Below are 23,108 nucleotides of genomic sequence, written 5' to 3'. Positions count from 1 at the left end.
GTTCGTATGTCCACGTAGGACACTGGGGTATAGCCGGTCGCCGGTGTCGGATAAACCGTGACGACCGTCTCTACTTCAAATTCCTGCGCAGTCGGGTGAAAAGTCGAGCGTTGCTCATTGCCACGATGCCGACAACATCTTCTGGGTTCTCAGCGTCTCGATAGGTCGCGACGAACTTCCGGTCCTCGATGGACCCATCTTCGACGCGAACGTCGTTCGTCGCCCGTCCGATGAACTGGATCCGCACGCCGTACTGATCGGACCAGACGTAACCGCCGTTGGTGTGCGTCGCGACCGTCTCGCCCGCGAGCAAGTTGCGGGTGGCGATTTGCGCCTGTTCGGTCGCGGACGTCCAGTGCTCGGCGCGATGGCCCGCGCAGTTCGCGACGTCGCCGACGGCCACGACGTTCTTCAGGTTCGTGACGCCGCCCGCGTCGCACACGACGCCGTTGTCGACCTTGACGGGTCCGCCGGCGAGCCAGTCCGTCGCCGGCCGCGTGCCGATGCCCGCGATGACGACGTCGGCGTCAACCTTGCGTCCATCCGCGAGGTTGATCTGGCCGTCAATGTTGACTGAATCAACATTGATTCCGGTGATCAACGTTGATCCGTGGTCGTCATGCAGCTGTCCACATGCACTGCCCATCTCGGCGCCCAGTACACGCATGAGGGGCGCTGGCAGCGCCTCGACGACCGTGACGTTCTTGCCCAGAGCGCGCGCACTCGACGCGATCTCCGCGCCGATGAAGCCCGCGCCGATGACGCCGACGTGCTGGGCGTTGTTGATGGCGTCGCGGAGCTTGATGGCGTCGTCGAGCGTGCGCAGGACGTGTGTGTTGGGGAGCGCCCGCGGAATGCCGCCGGTCGCGATGACGAACCCGTCGGCCTCGACCGTGGTGCCGTCGCTGAGCGCGACCTCCTGGGGGGAGAGCAGTCGGGTGGCGCGGACGCCCAGCCGCCAGTCGGCGTCGAGGGCGTCGAGGTCCTCCTGATCGGCGAGCGGCACCGCCTCGACCTTGCCGAGGAGGAAGTCCTTCGAGAGAGGAGGCCGGTCGTAGGGGAGATGGATCTCGTCGCCCACGATGACGAGCCGTCCGTCGAACCCCTGCTGGCGCAGTGCCTGCGCCGACCTCAAACCGGCGAGCGAAGCGCCGATGATCGCGATCGTCCTCACGCCACGTCCTTGTTCACCTCGGCATCGACATAGACCACTCCATCCTCCACAAAGACGGGATAGGTCTTCACCGGTCTTTTGGCGGGCAGACACGTGGGCTCGCCCGTGCGAAGGTCGAAGGACGCCGCATGCAGTGGGCATTCGACGAAGCAGCCCTCCAGCCATCCCTCGCTGAGGGAGGCGTCCTGGTGGGTGCAGGTGTCGTCGACTGCGTACAGCACCCCGTCGGCGTTGAACACCGCGATCGGGGCATGAGGACCGACGATGCGCACCGCCTCTCCTGGGGGCAGGTCCATGAGAGCGCAGGCGCGGATCATCGTCGGGCCTCCGTTGCGTTACGCGGCACGCGTTCCGAATGACGCAACACAATGTGCGGCTCGAACGACGCGCCGTCAAGAGGCCAGCAGGTTGTTTTGCCTGCCGGTTACTGTTGCGCGATGAGCAACTCCGACTCGGCAGCTCAGGTGCAGTCCGTCGATCGAGCCATCAGCGTGCTGGAACTACTGGCTCAGGGCGAGGCCGGTATCACCGAAATCGCAGGTGAGCTGGGCGTGCACAAGTCCACGGTGTCCAGACTCGTCTCCGTGCTGGAGGCGCGTGGCCTGGTCGAGCAGCTCGGGGAAAGAGGCAAGTACGCCATCGGTTTCGGGGTGGTCCGGTTGGCCGGTGCGGCGACCGGCCGCATGGACCTCACGAAGCTCGGGCAGCCCGTGTGCCAGACACTCGCGGACTCGTTCGGCGAGACGGTGAACATCGCCGTGCACGACGCCGGAGTCGCCATCAACATCACCCAGGCCCGCGGCTCCGCGGCCGTGTCGGCGGTCAACTGGATCGGCCAGCGCACGCCCCTGCACGCCACGTCGTCCGGCAAGATCCTGCTCGCCCACCTCGACCCGGCCGAGCGCAAGCGGCTCGTCTCGTTGCCGCTCGACTCGTACACCGAGAACACCGTGGTGGACCCTTCGCAGCTCCTGTCCGAACTGGACGTGGTCGTGGCGCAGGGGTACGCGGCGTGCTTCGAGGAGCTGGAACTGGGGCTGCACGCGGTGGCCGTGCCGGTGCGCGGGCATCGGGGCGAGGTCGTCGCGGCGATGAGTGCTTCCGGGCCGTCGTACCGGTTGTCGCGGGAACGGGTGGAGCAGATCGTGCCGGCGATGGTGTCGGCGGCGGGGGACCTCTCGGCGCAGCTCGGCTACTTCGCGGGCTGATCCCACCACGGAGCCCAGGTCCAGTCGTCCAGGTCCGGCCAGGAGGATCTGAGGCGGTCGGCGAGCGTTCCAGCGAAGGCCACTGACGCCTCGTGCGAGGCGTAGGCGACCCACTCGAGCGTCTCGTCGGTCCAGATGCCCTCCGCGCCCGTGTAGGTCGGTTCGAACGCGTCGAGGTCCAGCAGGGAGCCCAGGTCACCGTGCTCCCTGATCTCGATCACCCTGCGCAGCCCCATGTCCCGCAGTGCGGCCCGGACCAGCTCGGTGCCGGGGCCGTCCCACACCGCGGCGGAGTTCAGAGCGATGACGCCCTCCGGCACCTCGCCGATGATCGGGTGCCACACGGTCATGTCCCGCTGGAATCCCCACCGCTGTTCGAGCCGGCGGCGCCACCCCTGCGCTTCCTCGTCGCTCAAGACGCGGCGGTAGGGCAGCGGCTCGACCCGCGGGTCCGGCGCGGCGAGCCACCCCTTGATCGCCCGGCGGAACAGCTCGCGTTCGGCGGCGGTCGCCTCGGCCTCGATCGGGCCGAGGTTCGTCGTGAAGACCGACTGCGCCGTCGTGGCGGCGGTGGCCAGGGCTGACGCGAGCTGACTCAGCGGTGGCAGGTCGTCCGGGTCGAGGCGCTCGACCTCGCGCAGCATCGCGGCGACGACGTTGTAGCGGGGGTAGACCCGCTTTTCCTCGTCGGCGTAGTTGCCGGGGGCGCCGGTCATCCGCCGGGTGTGCTTCTGGACCTCGGCGTACTCGGCGTGCAGCTTGTCGTTGCGGCTCATCAGGTACCTGCGCGCCATCGTGTGCAGGGTCGCGGACTCCATGCGGGGATTGTGCGCGACGTCAGGGCGCCGGGCTCCTCATTTGAGCCTGGCCGGGGCCCTGATCCGCCACGCCTCCTCGATCAGTTCCGTCAGCTGACCCGGATCGACCTTCTCGAGGTCGACCAGGATCGATCCGTGGCCGTCGTAGTGCCGCGTCGTGTAGAAAGCCGGGTCGCCGCACGCCAGCAGTGCGGCCTTCTCGTCCAGGTCGCACAGGAGCATGAGCCCGCCCTCGGCCTCGGTCCGCAGCCGGGCGAACCCCTTCCCGGCCACCTTCAGCGACGGGGTCCGGTACCAGGTGGTCGCTTCCACCTCCGGTAGCCGTTCGGCCGTCGCGACCACTTCGTCCCAGGTTGGCATGGGTCCATGCTGAGGGCCGGACCACTCACCTGCCTTGTACGAATGGAAGCTGTCCCCCAATTCGGTCGCGGGCCCGGCGCTGCTTCCGCCACGCTGCTCGGTGTGGAGTTCATCCCCGGTCTGGAGCTGTCCGGCCGCTTCTACCGCGAAGCGGTCCGTCCGTTGCTGGAGCGGCGCTTTCCAGGACTCGTGCACACGGCGGCGCTGATCGGGCCCGGCTCGGAGGTGCTCGGGTTCGACACCGCCCGGTCGACCGATCACGACTGGGGGCCGCGGCTGCAGTTGTTCCTGCACGCCGATGATCTTGCGTGCGCTCCCGCGGTGAGCGAGATGCTCGCGCGAGAACTGCCCGCGTCCGTCTGCGGCTACTCGACGAACCTGGTGCCGACCGGTGAGCGCGGGACGGTGCACATGAGGCCGGCGGACGGGCCTGTTCGGCACGGGGTCGTCGTCGCCGAGCCAGGGGAGTGGCTGACCGGACTGCTCGGTTTCGACCCCGCAGGAGAGGTCGACTGGCTGGGAACGCCCACGCAGGTGTTCGCCGAGGCCAGCGGCGGGGCGGTGTTTCACGACGGGCTCGGGGTCGAAGCCGTGCGGCGGAAGCTGGCCTGGTATCCCGACGACGTGTGGCGGCAGGTGCTGGCCCGGCACTGGCATCTTGTCGGCGAGGAGGAGTCGTTCGTCGGCCGGTGTGGTGACGTCGGTGACGAGCTGGGTTCCGCCGTCATCGCCGCGCGCCTGACCCGCGAGCTCATGCGCCTGTGCCTGCTGCTCGCCCGCGTCTACCCGCCCTACAGCAAGTGGCTCGGCACCGCCTTCGCCCGCCTGCCGTGTGGGCCGCGGTTGGTGCCGGTGCTGACCGCCGTGCTGGCGGCCACCGACTGGCGGACTCGGGAGCGGCACCTCTGCGAGGCCTGCGAGATCGTCGCCGGTCTGCAGAACGACGCCGGGCTGACCGAGCCGATCGACCCTCGCACGCGTCCGTTCCACGACCGGCCGTACCGGGTTTTGGACGCCGGACGGTTCGCGGACGCGCTGAACCTCCCCTGATGTCGGGTTTCACCGAGCGTCAATCCCGCGATGCCCGAACGCGGTATTGACACCAGGACGCGCTGGACGCACCTTGTTGCAGATAGCGGAACAAGTTCCGTTCCGCGCAACGGCGGCGAAGGGGTGTCCAGATGCCTGGAGAGGTGCCTCGCGTGGTGCTCGTGGGGGCGGGGATCGTCGGCTGCGCGCTCGCCGACGAGCTCACCGAACGAGGATTCACCGACGTCACGGTCCTGGACCAGGCGCAGGGCCTCGCCGCCGGAGGTTCTAGCAGCCACGCGCCGGGGCTCGTGTTCCAGACGAACTCCTGCCGGAGCATGACCGCCTTCGCGCGCTACACGGTCGAGAAGTACACCGGGCTCGGGTGCTTCGACCAGATCGGCGGGCTGGAGATCGCCACGACCGAGACGCGGCTCGCCGACCTCGCGCGGCGGCACGGGTGGGCGACGTCGTGGGGTGTCGAGAGCCGGCTGATCGACGCGGACGAGGTGGCGTCGCTGCATCCGCTGGTGGACCGGGAACGTGTCCTCGGCGGGTTCCTGATTCCGAGCGACGGGCTCGCGAAGCCCGTGCTGGCGGCGGAGATCCAGGCGCGGCGGGCCATCGACCGGGGCGCGCGGTTCGAGTTCGGGCAGAAGGTCGTCGCGGTCGAGACTTCCGGTGATCGGGTCGTCGGGGTGCGCACCGAGACGGACACCTATCCCGCCGACATCGTCGTGTCGTGCGCCGGGATGTGGGGGCCGGTGCTGGGGGAGATGGTCGGGCTGACCATTCCGCTCGTGCCGATGGCGCACCAGTACGCGTTCACGGGTGACCTGAACGTCAATGCGGAAGCGCTTGCGCGGCAGCCCATTCTCCGGCACCAGGACGCTGACCTTTACTTCCGGTCGCACGGTTCCGCGCTGGGCATCGGGGCGTACGGGCATCGGCCCATGCCGATCAGGGCGCACGACATCACGGGTTCGGAGGAGCCGTTCACCAAGGAGGACTTCGAGCCGTCGTGGGAGGCGGCCGTCGAGCTGATCCCAGCGCTGGCCGAGGCTGGGCTGGACCGCGGGTTCAACGGGCTGTTCTCGTTCACCAGCGACGGGATGCCGTTGCTCGGCGAACACCCTGGCGTGCAGGGGTTCTGGGTCGCGGAGGCGGTGTGGATCACGCACTCCGCCGGGGTGGCCAAGGCGATGGCCGAGTGGATCGTGGACGGGCAGCCCCAGCTGGACCTGCACTCCAGTGACCTCAACCGGTTCGAGCAGGTGCAGCTGGCGCCGGACTACGTGCTGGAACGCAGCTGCCAGAACTTCGTCGAGGTGTACGACGTGCTGCACCCGTTGCAGCCCATGGAAAGCCCGCGGCCGCTGCGCACCAGCCCGTTCTACGCGCGGCAGCAGGAGCTCGGCGCGTTCTTCCTGGAGGCGTCCGGGTGGGAGCGGCCGCACTGGTACGAGGCCAACGCTTCACTGCCCGAGGTCGCGGAGGTGCCGGGGCGGGGCGAGTGGGCGAGCCGGTACTGGTCGCCGATCTGCGGGGCCGAGGCGTTGGTGACGCGCAAGCGCGTGGCGATGTTCGACATGACGCCGTTGAAGCGGCTGGAGGTCAGCGGACCGGGGGCGCTGGAGTTCCTGCAGCGCATGACGACCAACAACCTCAACCGCAAGCCCGGCGCGGTGGTCTACACGCTGCTGCTGGACGAGACCGGCGGTGTGCGCAGCGACCTGACGATCGCGCGGCTCGACGCTCAGACCTTCCAGGTCGGCGCGAACGGCAACCTCGACCTCGCGTGGCTCACGAAACACGCACCGGACAACGTCTTCATCCGCGACATCACGGCCGGAACGTGCTGCATCGGGCTGTGGGGGCCTCTTGCGCGTGATCTCGTGGAGAAGATCCCGAACTCCTTGGACACGGCCAAGGGTTACTTCGCCGCGCAGAAGGCGTTCATCAAGAACGTTCCGGTGACCGCGCTGCGACTGTCCTATGTGGGCGAACTCGGCTGGGAGCTGTACACCACGGCGGATCTCGGGCCGAAGCTCTGGGACACGTTGTGGGAGGCCGGGCAGGAGCTCGGGGTGATCGCGGCCGGGCGCGGGGCGTTCAACAGCCTGCGGCTGGAGAAGGGTTACCGGTCCTGGGGCACGGACATGACCGACGAGCACGACCCGTTCGAGGCCGGGCTCGGGTTCGCGGTGCGCAAGGACAAGGACTTCCTCGGCAAGGAGGCCCTCGGCGAGCGCTCCAGCGACAAGTTGCTCACCTGCCTGGTCATCGACGACCCGCACAGCGTCGTCCTGGGCAGCGAACCCGTTTTCCACCAGGGGAAGCCGGTCGGGTACGTCACGAGCGCGGCTTACGGCTACACGACCGGGCTCAACATCGCGTATGCGTGGCTGCCGGCCGGCGTCGACGAGGTGGAGATCGAGTACTTCGGCGAGCGCGTGAAGGCGCGGCCGGCGCAGGAGCCGTTGTTCGACCCCGAGATGAAGCGGCTCCGGGGGTGACGTACGACGTCATCGTCATCGGGCTCGGCGGCATGGGCAGTGCGGCCGCGTACCGGCTCGCCCAGCGCGGGAAACGCGTGCTGGGGCTGGAGAAGTTCACGGCGGTGCACGCGCACGGGTCGAGTCACGGTGGGTCGCGGATCACGCGGCAGGCCTACTTCGAGGACCCCGCGTACGTGCCGTTGCTGCTGCGGGCGCACGAGATGTGGGACCAGATCGAGCGCGACAGCGGTGAACAGATCTTCCATCGGGTCGGCGGGATTCTCGTCGGTGCGCCGGACAGCCGCACGATCAGCGGGAGCAGGGCGAGCGCCGAGCAGTACGGGCTGAAGCACGAACTGCTCGACGCGCACCAGATCCGCGCCAGGTTCCCCACGATGCACCCGGCCGACGACGAGATCGCGCTCTACGAAGCCGGAGCCGGCCTCGTCGTGCCGGAGAGGTCGGTGCGGGCGCATCTGGAGCTGGCTGCGAAGGCCGGTGCCGAGCTGCACTTCGAAGAACAGGTCACGCACTGGGAAGACGGCAAGGTGACCACCGCGCGAGCGATCTACGAGGCCGAGCACATCGTCGTGTGCCCAGGTCCGTGGGCACCGGAGTTGTTGAGGGACTTGGAGATCCCGTTCGAGGTCGAACGACAGGTCCAGTTCTTCTTCACCCCGACGGAGGACTTCCGCGGCCACCCGGTCTACATCTGGGAACGCGAAGGCACCTTCTACGGCTTCCCGGAGCTCGACGGCGCGGTGAAGATCGCGATCTTCGGCGAGGGCGAGACCTGCACGCCCGACACGATCGACCGCACGGTCCACGACCACGAGGTCCGGCACATCACGGACTACGTGCAACCCAGAATGCCGGGCATCCCCGGCACCCTCCAGCGAGCCGCCACCTGCATGTTCACCAACACCGCGGACGGGCACTTCGTCGTAGCGAAACACCCCGGCCACGACACCGTGACAGTGGCGTGCGGCTTTTCCGGGCACGGCTTCAAGTTCGTGCCCGTCGTCGGCGAGATCCTGGCCGACCTCGTCACCGACGGGGCCACGCGGCACCCGATCGCACTCTTCGACCCTGCTCGCCTGAGAGGCAGAGAATGACCGGCAGCCTGATCTCCACCCTTGAGGGCCGCTACTACACGGACCCGCAGATCTTCGCCGACGAGCAGGCGAAGATCTTCGAGAAGATGTGGTTCTGCGCGGTCAAGTCCGGCGACCTGGCGAACCCCGGCGACTTCCGCACCGTGCAGGTCGGGCGGGAGAGCGTGCTGATCGCGCGGGACCGCCACGGCGCGCTCAACGCGTTCCTGAACGTCTGCCGGCATCGTGGCGCGCGGATCTGCGTTGACGAGGCGGGCAGCGTCAAGCGGGCGTTCCAGTGCCCGTACCACGCGTGGACGTACGCGTTGGACGGCAAGCTGATCGCCGCGCCGAACCTCACCTCGATGCCGGACGTGGACCGGGTCGAGTACGGGCTGACAAAAGTGCATCTCAGGGAATGGCTCGGCTACGCGTGGGTGAACCTCGCGGACGACCCGCCCAGCTTCGAGGACGACGTGCTGAGCGCCGTGACGGAACGCCTCGGCAGCCTCGACGGGATCGACGGCTACGAGATCGACCAGTTGTCCGTGGGCAAACGAATCGTCTACGACGTCAAGGCCAACTGGAAGCTGATCATCGAGAACTTCATGGAGTGCTACCACTGCGCGACGATCCACCCCGAGCTGACGGAGGTGCTGCCCGAGTTCGCCGACGGCTACGCGGCGCAGTACTACGTCGGGCACGGCGCGGAGTTCGGTGACGAGATCAAGGGCTTCACCGTCGACGGCGGGGAGGGCTTCGAAAAACTTGCCGCCCTGGAGGAAGAACGCGACCGGAAGTACTACGCGATCACCATCAAGCCGCAGGTTTTCATCAACCTCGTGCCGGACCACGTGATCCTGCACCGCATGTTCCCGGTGGCGGTCGACCGGACGATCGTCGAGTGCGATTGGTTGTACGCAAAGGAAGTGGTCGACACCGGGCGTGACGTCAGTCGCTCGGTCGAGCTGTTCCACCGGGTGAACGAACAGGACTTCGAAGCATGCGAGCGTTGCCAGCCCGCGATGGCCTCGCGTGCATACGCGCGCGGCGGGGTGCTGGTGCCCTCGGAGCACCACATCGGCGGTTTCCACGAGTGGCTGGTCCAGAAACTGGAATCAGCCGACTAGGGGATCGACGGGTCACCCGTGCACGCGAAAGCTTGCACGGGTGATGGAGCAGACGGACTTCTTGCTCCCGGACGGGGAGCACGATCTCCTCCGCCGCATCCGGCAACTGGCCGAGCGGGCGGAACGGACGGCGCACAACCGGTCCAACCTCGTTGGCCCGCCGCCGTCGCAGGAACACCTGGACATCCTCGCGGAGATCAGAGCGCTAACCGAGGAGATGACCACGAGCAGACGGGCCGAGGCTTTGCCCCGGCCCGCCAGACCAGCGGACGATCTCGTCGTCCCGGGAAAGTTGTGACGGTCAGCGGCGCTGGCCGCGCACCATCTTGACCAGGCCCTTCATCGTCTCTTCCAGCCCGGAGCCGAACGGGTTGTCGTGGACCAGGTACGTCCAGGTCGAGCTCGGGCGCTTCACCCCGGAGTCGGACAGGTCGTAGCCGTCGTCGGTGATCTTCGCGGCGTCGTACTTGTCCTGGGCCTGCTCCCACGACTCCGGCACGATCTTGTTGAACGCCGGGATGGCCTCGCGGTGGAACTCGTCCAGCGGGTTCTGCCTGGCCAGCGCGCGCAGGTGGATGCCCTCGCGCAGGTCCGACAGGAACGTCAGGTGGTGCGTCCACAGGTCGTCGAGGTAGAAGAGCGTGATCTTGCGGGCGGCGTCGCCGGCCACCTCGTTGGACACGCCCTCCTTCTCGCCGAGCTTCTCCAGCGCGGCGTCCGTGCGCAGCACCACGTCGCGGTGCTTGAGCAGCAGGTCGCGCTGGTGCTCGATCAGCTTGTTGTAGCGCCACGTGTTGCGGTGGATCTCCAGGTTCACGCCCTCGGCGACGCGCTGGGCGTGCTCGAAGGTGTGCAGCAGGCCCTTGTCGTGCACCCGGCCGTCGCCGTCCACTTCGGACGGATCCTCGGCGTCCGGCGCGTACTGGGTGACGAGCTCGTCGTGCATGGAAGAGAAGAACACCGAGCCACCGGGGTCGCCCTGACGGCCGGCGCGGCCGCGCAGCTGGTCGTCCAGGCGTGAGGACGAGTGGCGGCCGGTGCCGATCACGTACAGGCCACCGAGCTCGGCGATCCGGTCGTGGTCCTCGCCCTCGTGGCCGCCCAGGCGGATGTCCGTACCGCGACCGGCCATCTGCGTGGAGACCGTGACGCGTCCGAACGAGCCGGCGTCGGCGATGATCGAGGCTTCCTCGGCGTCGTTCTTCGCGTTCAGCACCACGCACTCGATGCCGGCGTCGCGCAGCTTGGACGAGATCCGCTCGGACTCCGCGACGTCGAGCGTGCCGACGAGGATCGGCCGCCCGGTCTCGTGGACCGTCTTGATCTCCTCGACGATCGCGTCTTCCTTCTGCTCCAGCGTCGCGTAGAGGCGGAAGTGCTCGTCCTCGCGGATGTTCTCCTTGTTCGGCGGGATCACGAGCACTTCGAGCTCGTAGAACTCGCGCAGGGTCTCCGCGACGGCGACCGCGGTACCGGTCATGCCGCAGCGGGTCGGGTACCGCGACAGCAGCGCCTGCACCGTCATCGAGTCCAGGATCTCGCCCGACTCGGTCGTCTGGACGTTCTCCTTGGCCTCGACCGCGGCCTGCAGACCGTCCGGCCAGCGCTGCAGCTTCGCGACCCGGCCACGCGTGTCGTTGATCAGGTGCACCTTGCCGTCGCGCACGATGTAGTCGACGTCGCGGTGCAGCAGCACCTGCGCGTGCAGGGCGACGTTCACCTTCGACAGCGTGGAGGTGACGTGCTCCTGCGAGTACAGGTCGATCTCACCGAGCGCGCGCTCGACGGCCTCGGAGCCCGCGCCGGTGAGGAAGACGTTGCGCTCCTCGTCGTCGATCTCGTAGTGCAGGTTCTGCCGCAGGCGCTTCACCAGGTCCGCGATGACGGGGTCGGCGGCCTCGGCGCTGGTCGAGCCGGCGAGCACGAGCGGCACGCGGGCCTCGTCGACGAGCACCGAGTCGGCCTCGTCGATCAGCGCGACCTCCGGCTCGGGGACGATCAGGTCCTCGGGCTTGGTGACGATCCGGTCGCGCAGGATGTCGAAGCCGATCTCGCTGACCGGCGCGTACGTGACCTCGCACTGGTAGGCCTCGCGGCGCTCCTCGGCCTTCGAGCTGCCGTTGATCCAGCCGACCGTGACGCCGAGCAGCCGGTACAGCGGCCCCATCCACTCCGCGTCGCGCTGGGCCAGGTAGTCGTTGACGCTGACCACGTGGACGCGCTTGCCCTTGATGGCGAACCCGGCCGCGGCCATGGCGCCGGCGAGGGTCTTGCCCTCGCCGGTGGCCATCTCGACGACGAGCCCGCTGAGCATGCCCAGCGCACCGAGCACCTGCACGTCGAACGGACGCTGCCCGATCGCGCGCTCGGCGGCCTCTCGGGTGAGGGCCACCAGCTCGGTGTCGTCGTGGTCTTCGCGCAGCTTCGCGGCGTGAGCCGTCAGCTCCTCGTCGCTGAACGCTTTGAACGTCTCAGCGTGTTTCTCCACGTCTCCCAGCAGTGCCGAGAACGGGGCGAGGTCAACCGACGCCGGTTTCTGCGCGAACCGGCGCATCCGCTGCTTGAAGCGCGCCATGAGAGTGGTCACGACGCAGCAACGTACGGCATCGGCTCAGGGTTCCGCAGAGGTCTTGACAGTGAAGGATCGATTTGTCCGGTTCATCCGTCCAGTTCGGTCTCGCGGGCGACCTTCTCCCACAGCTCGATCTCGGCTTTGACCTCGTCGAGGTGGGCGGTGATGGCGTCGACGGCGTCCGAGCCGAGGGGGAGCCGGAGCGGGGTTTCGGCGGCGTTCAGGGCGGTCAGGATGGCTTTTGCCGCCTTCTCCGGGTCGCCGGGCTGCTTGCCGTCGCCCGCGCTGATCATCTGCCGGGTCTTGCCGACGCTGTTCTCGTAGATCTCGGTTTGCTGGGATCCGCTGTAGTTGCCGAAGAGGCTGGTCCGGAACGCGCCGGGTTCGACGATGAGGACCTTGATGCCGAACTCCTTGGCCTCGTCGGCGAGGGCTTCGCTCAGGCCTTCCAGAGCGCATTTGGTGGCGCTGTACGCGCCGAAGCCGGCGAAGCTCAGCTGACCGCCCATGCTGCTGATCTGGACGATGGCACCTTGGCGGGCGGCGCGCATGTGGGGCAGGACGGCTCGCGTCAGTGCCGCCGGGCCGAACACGTGGACCTCGAAGAGGCTGCGGAGCTCTTCGTCGGTGGTTTCCTCGACCGCGCCGACGTGGGAGCGGCCCGCGTTGTTGACGAGGACGTCGATGCGGCCTTCTTCGGCGATGACGTTGGCGACCGTGGTGCGGATGGCCTCGTGGTCGGTGACGTCGAGCGCGACGGGGACGACCTGGCGAGGGTAGGTCCTCACCAGGTCGTCCAGCGTCTCCGTGCGTCGTGCGGCGGCGATGACGCGGTCGCCCGCTCCGATCGCCGCTTCCGCGATCGCGCGGCCGAAGCCGCTGTTGGCGCCGGTGATCAGCCAAACCTTGTCGGACAAGGTGTCATCCCCTCACGTCGAGTCTTCCGGTGGAAGGGTTGCCAGACTCGTCCGCGCGAGAAACGTGGTCAAACGACTAACTGGCGTCCGCTCGATGCGTCTCCGGGAGCTTGAGCGCCGAGAACAGCGTGGCCAGGCCCATCAGGCACAGGAACGCCGAGACCGACATCGAGCTGCCCGTCGCCCCGAGCAGCGCGGTCATGATGAACGGCGTGCCGCCGCTGACCAGGATCGACGCCAATTGGTAGGCGAGTGAGGCGCCCGAGTAGCGGACGTGCGGCTCGAACAGTTCGCCCAGGTACGCGGCGATCGGGCCGTAGACGAGCGAGGACGCGATGCCTCCGACCGTCGCGGCGACGAACAGCAAGACGAGCGAACCCGTGTCGACGAGCAGGAAGTACGGGAACGCCCACAGGACCAGGCCGATGGCCCCCGCGATGATCAGCGGGCGGCGGCCCATCCGGTCGGAGGCGTGGCCTGCCCAGAGGATCACCGGGATGCTCACGACCGACGAGAGCAGGCTGACGATCAGCACCGACTCGCGGCTGAGGCCGAGCGTGGTGGTGGCGTAGGAGAGGACGCCCGCGATCGAGACGTAGAAGATCGCGTTGGAGGCGAACATCAGGCCCGCGCCGAGCAGGATCGGCTTGCGGTGGGTGCGCAGGGCTTCGGTGAGCGGGGTTTGGGCGGTCGGCTTGCGGCTTTCCTTGAGCTCGCGGAAGACCGGGCTGTCCTCGACCTTCAGCTGGATGAAGAGGACGACCGGGAAGAGGAGCGCTGACGCCAGGAACGGGATGCGCCAGCCCCATGATGCGAAGTCCTCTTTGGACAGTGTGGTGGTGGCGAGGATGAACGCCACGTTGCCCAGGAACACGCCGATCGGGACGCCGGCCTGGCCGAACGTGCCCGCGAAGCCGCGCTTGCCGGGGTGCGCCGATTCGGTGAGCAGCAGGACCACGCCGCCCCACTGGCCGCCGACCGCGATGCCTTGGAGGAAGCGGAGTACGACCAGGAGGATCGGCGCGCCGACGCCGATGCTGCTCGAAGTCGGGAGCAGGCCGATGAGGAACGTCGCGGCGGCCATCAGGGCGAGGCAGATGACGAGGGCCGGCTTGCGGCCGAACTTGTCGCCGACGTGGCCGAAGACCAGACCGCCGACGGGGCGGGCGATGAAGCCCGCCCAGAACGTGCTGAAGCTCAGCAGCAGGCCGACGATCGGGGTCGCTTCAGGGAAGAACAGCTTGGGGAAAACCAAGGCCGCGGCGGTTGCGTAGATGAAAAAGTCGTACCACTCAATACTGCTGCCGACGAGTCCGGCCGCCATGAGTCTGCGCAGGGTCTTCTTCTCCGGGGCAACACTGACCACGGTTTCTCCTTCACCACGTGTCGATGAACGGGCGTTTCTTCCCCTGTTGTCGCTGGGAAGTTGTCGGGGCCAGCGCGGTGGCGATCCAGCGGCGGGTGTCGGCCGGGTCGATCACGTCGTCGATCTCGAAGACACTGGCGACGTTGAGCGCTTTGCCGTGTTCGTAAGCTGCTTTGACCATCTGGTCGTAGCGTTCCTGGCGTTCTTGCGGGTCCTCGATGGCGTCGAGCTCGCGTTTGAAGCCGAGTTTCACGGCGCCTTCGAGGCCCATCGGGCCGAACTCGCCGGTGGGCCAGGAGATCGCGAACTGGGGGACCTTGAGGGATCCGGCGGCCATGGCCTGGGCGCCCAGGCCGTACGCCTTGCGGAGGATGATCAGTCCGAAGGGGATGGTGAGGTTCGCGCCGGTCACGACCATGCGGGTGAGGTGGCGGACGGTGGCGGTGCGTTCGGCTTCGGGGCCGACCATGAAGCCCGGGGTGTCGGTGAGGGAGATGACCGGGAGGTCGAAGGCGTCGGCGAGTTGGAGGAAGCGGGCGCACTTGTCGGCTGCGTCGGCGTCGATGGCGCCGCCGAGGACGTTCGGGTCGTTGGCGATCAGGGCGATCGGGCGGCCTTCTACGCGGACGAGGGCGGTGACGATGGCCTTGCCGAAGCCCTTGCGCAGTTCGAGGACGCTGTCGGTGTCGGCGAGGGTGTCGATGACCTTGCGGATGTCGTAGGCGCGGAGGCGGTTCTCGGGAATGGCGTGGCGGAGGAGACGCTGGTCCGCGCACGACCAGGTCTGGCCTGAGCCGGACCGCCCGGAATTGTCGGTGCTGTCTGGGATAATTGAATCTAGGGGTCCCCCCGAGGGCGCGGACGAAGGCTGCGCACTCGCGCGGGGGACGCCTGCGGGCGCGTGGCCGGCGGGTGCGGTGGGCTGGAAGTAGGAGAGGTACTTCCGGGCGACGGCCACGGCTTCTTCTTCGGTTGAGACCGCGATGTCGACCACGCCGTTGGGGATCTGGACGTCGAGCGGGCCGATGTCCTCGGGGCGGAACACGCCGAGGCCACCGCCCTCGATCATCGCCGGGCCGCCCATGCCGATGTTGGCGCCTTCGACGGCGATGATCACGTCGCAGGTGCCGAGCAGGACGGCGTTGCCCGCGAAGCAACGGCCGGCCACCACGCCGATCAGCGGGACCTGGCCGCTCAACGACGCGAACGCGTGGAACGAGCCGCAGTCCAGGCCGCTGACCATGCTGTGGTCGGTGTCGCCGGGACGTCCGCCGCCGCCCTCGGCGAAGAGGACCACGGGCAGGTTCTCCTGCTGGGCCAGGGCGAACAGCCGGTCTTTCTTCTGGTGGTTGCGGAGGCCTTGAGTGCCGGCGAGGACGGCGTAGTCATAGGACATCGCCACGATCCGTTGGCCGTTGACGACGCCGATGCCCGCCACCATGCCGTCGGCGGGCGTGCGGTCGATCAGCTCGTCCAGCGAACGGCGCGCGCGTTGGGCGGCGATGGCCAGGCCGCCGTACTCGACGAAGTCGGAGCAGAGGTCGGCGATGTTCTCGCGGGCGGTCCGACCTCCTGCGGCGTGCCGGCGAGCCGCGGCCTCAGGGCGGGAGAAGTCGTGCCGCGCGAGCACTTCGGCCAGATCCGGGCGGATCTCCTCCAGGTCGACCTCAAGAGAATCCTCCGTGGACTCACCGGAGCCGGACGCGAGCAGTTGGCCCTCGGAGACCGTGTCGCCGACCGACACCAGCACGTCGCCGGACACGCGGACCACGTGCTGCATCTTCATCGCTTCCAGCACGACCGAGTCGGCGGACACCGCCACGACCGTGCCCGCGAGAGGCGCGCGCATGCCGTCCACAGGTTCCTCGACCACGAAATCGGTCGTGACGCCCACGATGTCCTGAGACAGCAAGGACTTCAAGAAGTCCAGGTTGGTGGAGACGCCGTCGATGCGGAACTCGCGCAACGCCCGACGAGCGCGGTTCAGGGCCACGTCGAGGTCCTCGCCGTGCACGACGAGCTTCGCGAGCAGGCCGTCGTAGTGAGTCCCGACCCGGTAGCCGACGTAGCCGTGCGTGTCGACGCGCACGCCAGGCCCGGAAGGCAAACCGAACGAGGACAGGACCCCGCCCGAGGTCTGGTTCACACGGACCTGCACGGCCGAGCCGCGGTCAAGAGGCGTGTAGTCGACGTCGCCGCCCCACGCCAGCAACAACTGGGTGCGCACGAGGTCCACACCGGACACCATCTCGGTGACGGTGTGCTCGACCTGCAGCCGCGGGTTGACCTCCAGGAACGCGAACGAGTCGCCGGACACCAGGAACTCGACCGTGCCCACGCCGGTGTAGCCGACGGCGACGGCAACGGCCGAAGCAGCCTCGTGAAGTGCCTTGCGCATCAAGGGATCCAGCAGGGGAGCCGGAGCGATCTCGACGACCTTCTGGTGCCGCAGCTGCAGCGAGCAGTCGCGGTCGCCGATCACCGACGTGCCCACCAGCTGCACCTCGATGTGCCGGGCCGAGGGCATCAGGCGTTCGAAGTAGACGTCCCCGACCCCGAACGCCGCCAGCGCCTCCGCCCGGCACGCCTCGACGGCGCTGTCGAGGTCTTCGGGCGCAAAAACAGCCCGCATGCCCTTGCCGCCACCACCGAGCACGGCCTTGACCATCACGGGGAACTCGCCCGGCGCGGCGTCCAGCACGGGAATCCCCAGCGACGCGGCCAGCGAACGAGCCCGCCGCTTGTCACCGAGCAGTTCCAGAACGTCGGCGGACGGTCCGACGAACGCCAGGCCGCGCTCCGCACACGCCCGCGCGAAAGCCGCGTTCTCGGACAGGAAGCCCCACCCCGGATGCACCGCGACGCACCCGGAAGCGGCGTCCAGAAGTTGATCCACGTCGAGATAAGGAGAGTCTCCACGCAGTGCGACGGCGCGGTCCGCGAGCGTGACGTGGAGCGAGGAAGCGTCGTCCTCCGCGTACACCGCCACGGTGCGAATGCCCAGGTCAGCGGCCGCACGCAGCACGCGGACAGCGACCTCACCCCGGTTGGCGACGAGCAGCACGGCAATCCTCCTGAGCGACCGCTTAGTATGTGACGGCGGTCGCATGTTGCCATCTGAAGTCAACGGAAGTCCATACGGAACCGATCGGGGGGTTGAGGCGTCAACGGAACGCTTCACCGCATTTGGGCGATTCAGCAGGCAGACTTCCCCGCAAAGATCTGGGCTTCAGGAGGCCGCAGTGGTGTTCAAGAGGATGATGCGCGCGTTCGGCGTGGGCGGGCCGACTGTCGACACGGTGCTCACCAACCCGAACGTGCGTCCGGGCGAGCTCCTGAGTGGCGAGGTGCGCATCGCCGGCGGCGACCACCCCGCCGAGATCGACCACGTCACGCTGGCGCTGCTCACCCGCGTCGAGGTCGAGAGCGGCGACAACGAGTACAACACCAACATGGAGTTCCACAAGTTCTCCGTGGGACAGCGGATCGTCGCCCAGCCGCACCAGAACCTCTCGCTGCCGTTCCAGATCCCGGTGCCGTTCGAGTGCCCGCTCAACGTCGTCGGCGGCATGCAGCTGTCCGGCATGCAGCTGGGCCTGCGCACCGAGCTGGAGGTCCGCGGCGCGGTCGACCCCGGCGACCTCGACCCGATCTGGGTGCACCCGCTGCCGTCGCAGGACGCGGTGCTGCAGGCGTTCGGGCAGATGGGTTTCCGCTTCACCAAGGCGGACAACGAGCGCGGCCGCATCTACGGCGTGCCGCAGGAGCTGCCGTTCTACCAGGAGATCGAGTTCTACCCGCCGCCGCAGTTCGCCGGCCGCCTCAAGCAGGTCGAGCTGACGTTCGTCACGACGCCGCACGAGCTGCACGTGATCCTGGAGGCGGACAAGCGCGCCGGGCTGCTGCGTTCGGGCGGTGACGCGTACGGCCGTTTCGCGGTGTCACACCAGCAGTCGGTCGGGACGGACTGGACCGCCACGATCAACCAGTGGATGGCGCAGGTCTCCGGTAGCCGCTGGTAACGACCGCTCGACGATCTCAAGCTGCGGATCTTGCCGGGTGACGGGATGATTTTCACCGAGATCCCCGAACTGCATCGGGGAGTAGCGGGAGGAGGCGTCCGTGACCATCGAGAGCATTCTCGGCGCGCTCATCATCGGTCTGGTCCTGGGCTTTCTCGGCAAGCTCTTTGCGCCGGGCAAGCAGAACATCCCGATCTGGCTGACTCTGCTGGTCGGTATCGCGGCCGCGTTCGTCGGGTCGTGGATCGCGCGGCTGCTCGGTGTGCAGGACACGCCGGGCATCGACTGGATCGAGGTGATCGTGCAGATCATCGTCGCGGCGATCGGTGTATCCGTCGTGGCAGGTGTGTACGGCCGCAAGTCGGTCAGTTAGCGATTTGGCTAGTTAGCGGGACGCACCATGCGAAGGACGAGGTCGGCGTACAAGGCGCCGATCTCGTCCGGGGTCCGCTTCCCGCCCGGCTGGTACCAGCGCGCGACGTCGATGCACAGCGACAGCACGGCCAGGGTCGCGCCCTTCAGGTCCGGCACGTCGAACGTGCCTTCAGCGACGCCGTCCTCGATGAACGAGCGCATCGTCTGGTCGATCTGCCGGCGCAGCAACGCCACCTCCGCGTGGTGTTCCGGGGAGAGCGCGCCGAGCTCGTACTGCACCACCCGCGCCGTCGTGTGGAACTCCGCGTGCCAGCTCGCGAACGACTTCACCGCGTTGTGCAGCCGTTCCGTCGCGTCACGGCCTTCGATCGACGACAGAGCGGTGAGCGACAGCTCGTGGCCCACGCGGGAGATGTTGAAGAGCAGTTCCTCTTTGGACCGGTAGTGGATGTACACGGCCGCCGGTGACATTCCGGCCAGAGAGGCGATGTCCCGGGTCGTCGTGGCGTGATATCCCTTGCCCGCGAACGCGTGCGCGGCTGCGATGAGCATGCGGCGGGCAGCGTCCGGCGTGACCGCGCGCCAGGTCTCGTCGAGCAGCGCGAACTCGTCCAGGCCGGTCGTCGTCATCGTGCTGCTCCTCGCGTGTTGACAGGTGCAGAATCGTACTGCACGCTAAGCGGGCGCTTAGCGCTAAGCAACCGCTTAGTATGGAGGTAGTCGTGCAGCGGACGCTGTTCAACGAGGATCACGCCGCGTTCCGGGAGTCGGCGAAGGCGTTCGTCGAGCGCACGATCACGCCGAACGTCGAGAAGTTCATCGAGCAGCGCGTGATCGACCGGGACGTCTGGCTGGAGGCCGGCCGTCAGGGCCTGCTCGGCCTGGAGATCCCCGAGGAGTACGGCGGCAGCGGCGCGAACGACTACCGGTTCAACACGGTGTTCGCCGAGGAGCTGTGCCGGGTCAACGCCGCGGTGGCGTCTTCTCTGGGCATCCACGGCGACGTCGTGGCCCCGTACCTCGTCGACCTGTGCACCGAGGAGCAGAAGCAGCGCTGGCTGCCCGGCATGTGCACCGGCGAGATCAAGACCGGCATCGCGATGACCGAGCCCTCCGGTGGCTCCGATCTCGCTGCTTTGAAGACCAACGCCGTCCGGGACGGTGACGACTGGATCCTCAACGGCTCCAAGACGTTCATCACCAACGGCTACACCGCCGACATGATCGTCGTCGCGGCGCGGACCGACCCCTCGAAGGGCGCGCGTGGCATCACGCTGTTCGCCGTCGAGACCGGTATGCCCGGCTTCGAGCGCGGCCGCAAGCTCGACAAGGTGGGCCAGCACCCGTCCGACACCGCGGAGCTGTTCTTCTCCGACGTGCGCCTGTCGCAGGAGCACGTGATCGGCGAGGAGGGCCAGGGCTTCATCTACATGATGGAACGCCTGCCCCAGGAGCGGATCGGCGGCGCAATCTCGAACCTGGCGCACGCGCAGGGCGTCTTCGAGGAGACGCTGGAGTACGTCAAGGAGCGCAAGGCGTTCGGCCAGGCGATCGGCAAGTTCCAGCACAACAAGTTCCTGCTCGCCGAACTGCGCACCAAGCTGGACGTCTCGCAGGCGTTCATCGACGGCCTGACCATGCAGCACGTCCGCGGCGAGCTGACCGCGGTCGAGGCCGCGCAGGCGAAGTACTGGAGCGCCGACATCGAGAACGAGGTCATCGACGCCTGCGTGCAGCTGCACGGCGGCTACGGCTACATGACCGAGTACCGCGTCGCCCGCGCGTGGATGGACGCCCGCGTCACGAAGATCTGGGCGGGCTCCAACGAGATCATGAAGGAACTCATCGGCCGCGACCTGGGCCTGTAAGGGGTGTTCTGTGGCTGAAGCAGTCGTCGTTTCCACCGCGCGTTCGCCCATTGGCCGTGCGCGCAAGGGTTCTCTCGTCTCCATGCGGCCGGACGACCTGGCCGCGCAGGTGATCTCCGCCGCACTGGGCGACATTCCGGCGTCCGAGATCACCGACCTGCACCTCGGGTGCGCCGAACCGCAGGACGAGCACGGGCAGAACATCGCCCGCCGCATCGCCGTGCAGCTCGGGTACGACAACCTGCCCGGCACGACCGTGAACCGGTTCTGCGCCTCTTCGGTGCAGACCGCGCGGATGGCCTTCCACGCGATCAAGGCGGGGGAGGGGCACGGGTTCATCTCGGCCGGCGTCGAGTGCGTTTCGCGGTACATGCACTCGGGTGTGCCGTCGTTCAACCCGTTGTTCGACGAGGCGCAGCAGCGGACGCTCGACACGGCCGCGTCCAACGCCGCGTGGACCGACCCGCGGCTTGAGGGCAAGCTGCCGGACTACTACATCTCGATGGGGCAGACGGCCGAGAACGTCGCCACGCAGATGGGGATCTCGCGGCACGACCAGGACGAGTTCGGCGTGCGGTCGCAGAACCTCGCGGAGAAGGCGATCGGGGACGGGTTCTTCGCCCGCGAGATCACGCCGGTCGTTCTTGCTGACGGCACTGTGGTTTCCACCGATGACGGACCGCGTGCCGGTGTCACGTACGAGGCTGTTGCTTCGTTGAAGCCGTCGTTCCGGCCCGAGGGCACGATCACGGCGGGCAACTGCTGTCCGTTGAACGACGGTGCCGCCGCTGTGGTGATCATGAGCTCGACGCGGGCGAAGGAGCTCGGGCTCACGCCGTTGGCGCGCATCGTGTCCACCGGTGTCTCCGGGCTTTCGCCGGAGATCATGGGTCTCGGCCCGGTCGACGCCACTCGTCAGGCTCTCGGTCACGCGGGTCTGTCCATTTCGGACATCGACCTGGTGGAGATCAACGAGGCGTTCGCGGTGCAGGTGCTCGGCAGCCAGCGTGCTCTCGGCATCGACATTGATCGGTTGAACGTGCACGGTGGCGCGATCGCTCTTGGGCACCCGTTCGGCTCGACCGGTGCGCGGATCATGACGACGCTGATCAACGGCATGCAGGCCCGTGACGCGCAGTTCGGCCTTGAGACGATGTGCGTCGGTGGCGGTCAGGGCATGGCGATCATCCTGGAAAGGCTTTCGTAGTGGGCATCCTGGACAAGTTCCGGCTCGACGGGAAGGTCGCGATCGTCACGGGCGCGTCCTCGGGTCTCGGCGTGGCTTTCGCCAAGGGTCTCGCTGAGGCTGGGGCGGATGTCGTTCTCGCGGCTCGTCGTGCGGACAAGCTGAAGGACACCGCGGCTCTCGTCGAGTCCGTTGGGCGTCGTGCTCTCGTTGTGCAGGCCGATGTTTCGCAGCCCGACGACTGCCGCGAGGTGGCGCGTGCGGCTGCCGAGTTCGGCACGGTCGCTGTGCTCGTGAACAACGCGGGTGTCGCTTCGGCCGTGCCTGCCTCGCGGGAGACGCCGGAGGAGTTCCTCGGCGTCATGGACGTGAACCTCAACGGCGCGTACTGGATGGCTCAGGCCGCAGCTGCGGTGATGAAGTCCGGTGGGTCGATCATCAACATCTCCAGCGTTCTGGGGCTCGTGACCGGCGGTATCCCGCAGGCCGCGTACTCGGCGTCGAAGGCCGGTCTGCTCGGCCTGACGCGGGATCTGGCGCAGCAGTGGACCAGCCGCAAGGGGATTCGGGTCAACGCGATCTGCCCCGGCTTCTTCGCCTCGGAGATGACCGACCAGTACCCGCCCGGCTACCTGGAGAAGATGCAGGCCGCGTTGCCCGCCGGTCGCATCGGTGACCCGGAGGAGCTGGCGGCGGCCGTCGTCTTCCTGGCTTCGCCCGCTGGTGGTTACGTGACGGGCGAGACGCTCGTCGTCGACGGTGGCGCGGTCATCGTCTGACCCTGGCCGCGACGTACAGCTGAGCGAGTCGTCCGGCGTCGAGCACATCGGCGAACACGTCACGCACCCGCTCGGCCAGTTCTGGTGTCTCCTGGCTGTCGCAGAGCAGTGTGGCCGCGTCCATCCCAACGGGGGCGCGGCCCCACTGCTTCCAGTCCAGCAGCCCGAAGTCCGGTCCTCGCAGGTTCGCCCAGCGCAGGTCGCCGTGCGCTGTCTCCCAGCGCCGCACGGTCGGGTTGACCGAGTTCCCGTAGTGCTGCTGGATCCGGCCGGCTACCTCGGCCTGGTCCGTGTTGACGCGGTCTGTGGGCGTCCTTGCGATCGCGTCCGTCGTCTTGCGAAGCTCGGTCCACCACTCGTCCGGCAGGCTCAAGGCTTCGGCGGGCGAACCTGGCATCAGGGTCATCAGCTCGGCCCGCTGCCGCCGCCAGTCCTCCCACTCGTGGACGTCGAGAACGTATGGCTTTCGCACGTCTGTGAACGCGTTGGCGGCGAAGTTGCCGGTCCAGAGCGCGTCGCCCGCCCACTGCTCCTCCTCGGACACGACCCGGAGCCAGAGCGTTCGTTCGACGGGCGCGCCGATCGACCGGTCCTGCCAGCCGAACCTGGGCGGACCGGTGACGGCGAGCCCGAAGTGCGCGGCGGCGTGGGCGAGGTTCTCGTGCATCCACTGCCGGAACCTGATGCCTGCCTGGATGAGCTGTTCCTGCAC

Annotated in this window: 21 protein-coding genes; 11 read left to right on the top strand and 10 right to left on the bottom strand. The window is 67.9% G+C overall.

What is annotated here, in order from left to right; all coding sequences use genetic code 11:
• Positions 1 to 70: 70 nt before the first annotated feature.
• Together ABZX92_RS06080 and ABZX92_RS06075 are read right to left on the bottom strand one after the other, a co-directional pair.
• Entirely contained in the window at positions 71 to 1,174 is a 1,104-nt protein-coding gene (locus ABZX92_RS06080; protein ID WP_355554578.1) for an FAD-dependent oxidoreductase, read from the bottom strand.
• Positions 1,171 to 1,491, bottom strand: coding sequence for a bifunctional 3-phenylpropionate/cinnamic acid dioxygenase ferredoxin subunit (locus ABZX92_RS06075; RefSeq protein WP_045314893.1), 321 nt, complete (start codon positions 1,489 to 1,491; stop codon positions 1,171 to 1,173). Before ABZX92_RS06075 ends, ABZX92_RS06080 begins: the two co-directional genes overlap by 4 nt.
• Before the next feature lie 120 nt (positions 1,492 to 1,611).
• Here ABZX92_RS06075 and ABZX92_RS06070 point away from each other — a divergent pair, with 120 nt between their 5' ends.
• On the top strand, positions 1,612 to 2,382 hold the full coding sequence (locus tag ABZX92_RS06070; protein WP_355554576.1) for an IclR family transcriptional regulator: 771 nt from the start codon (positions 1,612 to 1,614) through the stop codon (positions 2,380 to 2,382).
• On the opposite strand, the gene ABZX92_RS06065 is transcribed toward ABZX92_RS06070, so the two are convergent.
• Together ABZX92_RS06065 and ABZX92_RS06060 are read right to left on the bottom strand one after the other, a co-directional pair.
• A complete protein-coding gene (locus tag ABZX92_RS06065; protein WP_355554574.1) occupies positions 2,367 to 3,200 on the bottom strand; it encodes a hypothetical protein in 834 nt (277 codons plus the stop codon). The genes ABZX92_RS06070 and ABZX92_RS06065 overlap by 16 nt on opposite strands.
• 36 nt (positions 3,201 to 3,236) lie before the next feature.
• The gene (locus ABZX92_RS06060; RefSeq protein ID WP_355554572.1) at positions 3,237 to 3,560 is read right to left on the bottom strand and encodes an MmcQ/YjbR family DNA-binding protein; all 324 of its coding nucleotides are present in this window, start codon (positions 3,558 to 3,560) and stop codon (positions 3,237 to 3,239) included.
• 42 nt (positions 3,561 to 3,602) lie between these two features.
• Here ABZX92_RS06060 and ABZX92_RS06055 point away from each other — a divergent pair, with 42 nt between their 5' ends.
• The 5 genes from ABZX92_RS06055 to ABZX92_RS06035 all read left to right on the top strand — a co-directional run bounded on the left by ABZX92_RS06055 (position 3,603) and on the right by ABZX92_RS06035 (position 9,609).
• Positions 3,603 to 4,610, top strand: coding sequence for a DUF4037 domain-containing protein (locus ABZX92_RS06055; protein WP_355554570.1), 1,008 nt, complete (start codon positions 3,603 to 3,605; stop codon positions 4,608 to 4,610).
• 131 nt (positions 4,611 to 4,741) lie between these two features.
• Positions 4,742 to 7,105 (top strand): FAD-dependent oxidoreductase, encoded by a 2,364-nt coding sequence (locus ABZX92_RS06050; RefSeq protein WP_355554568.1) that lies wholly within the window; start codon positions 4,742 to 4,744, stop codon positions 7,103 to 7,105.
• Positions 7,102 to 8,202, top strand: coding sequence for an N-methyl-L-tryptophan oxidase (gene solA / locus ABZX92_RS06045; protein WP_355554566.1), 1,101 nt, complete (start codon positions 7,102 to 7,104; stop codon positions 8,200 to 8,202). The genes ABZX92_RS06050 and solA overlap by 4 nt, the downstream gene beginning before the upstream one ends.
• Positions 8,199 to 9,311: an aromatic ring-hydroxylating dioxygenase subunit alpha gene (locus ABZX92_RS06040; protein ID WP_355554564.1), complete on the top strand. Its 1,113-nt coding sequence runs from the start codon at positions 8,199 to 8,201 to the stop codon at positions 9,309 to 9,311. The genes solA and ABZX92_RS06040 overlap by 4 nt, the downstream gene beginning before the upstream one ends.
• A 43-nt stretch (positions 9,312 to 9,354) precedes the next feature.
• Entirely contained in the window at positions 9,355 to 9,609 is a 255-nt protein-coding gene (locus tag ABZX92_RS06035; protein WP_355554674.1) for a hypothetical protein, read from the top strand.
• A gap of 3 nt (positions 9,610 to 9,612) precedes the next feature.
• On the opposite strand, the gene secA2 is transcribed toward ABZX92_RS06035, so the two are convergent.
• The 4 genes from secA2 to ABZX92_RS06015 form a co-directional block, all read right to left on the bottom strand.
• Entirely contained in the window at positions 9,613 to 11,898 is a 2,286-nt protein-coding gene (secA2, locus tag ABZX92_RS06030) for an accessory Sec system translocase SecA2 (RefSeq protein WP_355554562.1), read from the bottom strand.
• Positions 11,899 to 11,969: 71 nt separating this feature from the next.
• Complete coding sequence (locus ABZX92_RS06025; protein ID WP_355554560.1) at positions 11,970 to 12,800, bottom strand: oxidoreductase; 831 nt, start codon at positions 12,798 to 12,800, stop codon at positions 11,970 to 11,972.
• Positions 12,801 to 12,876: 76 nt separating this feature from the next.
• A complete protein-coding gene (locus ABZX92_RS06020; protein WP_355554559.1) occupies positions 12,877 to 14,166 on the bottom strand; it encodes an MFS transporter in 1,290 nt (429 codons plus the stop codon).
• Between the two features lie 10 nt (positions 14,167 to 14,176).
• Positions 14,177 to 17,275, bottom strand: coding sequence for a carboxyl transferase domain-containing protein (locus ABZX92_RS06015; RefSeq protein ID WP_355554672.1), 3,099 nt, complete (start codon positions 17,273 to 17,275; stop codon positions 14,177 to 14,179).
• A gap of 133 nt (positions 17,276 to 17,408) precedes the next feature.
• Here ABZX92_RS06015 and ABZX92_RS06010 point away from each other — a divergent pair, with 133 nt between their 5' ends.
• Together ABZX92_RS06010 and ABZX92_RS06005 are read left to right on the top strand one after the other, a co-directional pair.
• Positions 17,409 to 18,188 carry a sporulation protein gene (locus ABZX92_RS06010; protein ID WP_355554557.1) on the top strand — a complete coding sequence of 260 codons (780 nt, stop codon included), beginning with the start codon at positions 17,409 to 17,411 and terminating at the stop codon, positions 18,186 to 18,188.
• Positions 18,189 to 18,288: 100 nt separating this feature from the next.
• Complete coding sequence (locus ABZX92_RS06005; RefSeq protein ID WP_355554555.1) at positions 18,289 to 18,561, top strand: GlsB/YeaQ/YmgE family stress response membrane protein; 273 nt, start codon at positions 18,289 to 18,291, stop codon at positions 18,559 to 18,561.
• A gap of 8 nt (positions 18,562 to 18,569) precedes the next feature.
• Here the strand turns inward: ABZX92_RS06005 and ABZX92_RS06000 are convergent, their stop codons facing one another.
• The gene (locus ABZX92_RS06000) at positions 18,570 to 19,193 is read right to left on the bottom strand and encodes a TetR/AcrR family transcriptional regulator (protein WP_355554553.1); all 624 of its coding nucleotides are present in this window, start codon (positions 19,191 to 19,193) and stop codon (positions 18,570 to 18,572) included.
• Between the two features lie 92 nt (positions 19,194 to 19,285).
• Between ABZX92_RS06000 and ABZX92_RS05995 the strand changes: the two genes are divergently transcribed.
• The 3 genes from ABZX92_RS05995 to ABZX92_RS05985 are packed head-to-tail and all read left to right on the top strand — an operon-like array spanning position 19,286 to position 22,396.
• Positions 19,286 to 20,431 (top strand): acyl-CoA dehydrogenase family protein, encoded by a 1,146-nt coding sequence (locus tag ABZX92_RS05995; RefSeq protein ID WP_045314878.1) that lies wholly within the window; start codon positions 19,286 to 19,288, stop codon positions 20,429 to 20,431.
• A gap of 10 nt (positions 20,432 to 20,441) precedes the next feature.
• Entirely contained in the window at positions 20,442 to 21,638 is a 1,197-nt protein-coding gene (locus ABZX92_RS05990) for an acetyl-CoA C-acetyltransferase (RefSeq protein WP_355554551.1), read from the top strand.
• A complete protein-coding gene (locus tag ABZX92_RS05985) occupies positions 21,638 to 22,396 on the top strand; it encodes a glucose 1-dehydrogenase (protein ID WP_355554549.1) in 759 nt (252 codons plus the stop codon). The genes ABZX92_RS05990 and ABZX92_RS05985 overlap by 1 nt, the downstream gene beginning before the upstream one ends.
• Here the strand turns inward: ABZX92_RS05985 and ABZX92_RS05980 are convergent.
• Positions 22,386 to 23,108: an aminoglycoside phosphotransferase gene (locus ABZX92_RS05980; protein WP_355554547.1), complete on the bottom strand. Its 723-nt coding sequence runs from the start codon at positions 23,106 to 23,108 to the stop codon at positions 22,386 to 22,388. The two genes, ABZX92_RS05985 and ABZX92_RS05980, sit on opposite strands and share 11 nt — an antisense overlap.

Source organism: Lentzea sp. NPDC006480 (genome assembly GCF_040611995.1).
In the GTDB taxonomy this organism is placed as follows: domain Bacteria; phylum Actinomycetota; class Actinomycetes; order Mycobacteriales; family Pseudonocardiaceae; genus Lentzea.
Note: the sequence above shows the minus strand (reverse complement) of the source record. Positions and strands in the feature narration are given on the sequence as shown.

Bases quoted from the DNA above. Each gene is read 5' to 3' on its own strand.
- ABZX92_RS06065 (WP_355554574.1), bottom strand. From the start codon at position 3,200: ATGGAGTCCGCGACCCTGCACACGATGGCGCGCAGGTACCTGATGAGC.
- ABZX92_RS06070 (WP_355554576.1), top strand. From the start codon at position 1,612: ATGAGCAACTCCGACTCGGCAGCTCAGGTGCAGTCCGTCGATCGAGCC.
- ABZX92_RS06015 (WP_355554672.1), bottom strand. From the start codon at position 17,275: ATGCGACCGCCGTCACATACTAAGCGGTCGCTCAGGAGGATTGCCGTG.
- ABZX92_RS06035 (WP_355554674.1), top strand. From the start codon at position 9,355: ATGGAGCAGACGGACTTCTTGCTCCCGGACGGGGAGCACGATCTCCTC.
- ABZX92_RS06040 (WP_355554564.1), top strand. From the start codon at position 8,199: ATGACCGGCAGCCTGATCTCCACCCTTGAGGGCCGCTACTACACGGAC.
- ABZX92_RS06060 (WP_355554572.1), bottom strand. From the start codon at position 3,560: ATGCCAACCTGGGACGAAGTGGTCGCGACGGCCGAACGGCTACCGGAG.
- ABZX92_RS06075 (WP_045314893.1), bottom strand. From the start codon at position 1,491: ATGATCCGCGCCTGCGCTCTCATGGACCTGCCCCCAGGAGAGGCGGTG.
- ABZX92_RS06000 (WP_355554553.1), bottom strand. From the start codon at position 19,193: ATGACGACGACCGGCCTGGACGAGTTCGCGCTGCTCGACGAGACCTGG.
- ABZX92_RS06050 (WP_355554568.1), top strand. From the start codon at position 4,742: ATGCCTGGAGAGGTGCCTCGCGTGGTGCTCGTGGGGGCGGGGATCGTC.
- ABZX92_RS06055 (WP_355554570.1), top strand. From the start codon at position 3,603: ATGGAAGCTGTCCCCCAATTCGGTCGCGGGCCCGGCGCTGCTTCCGCC.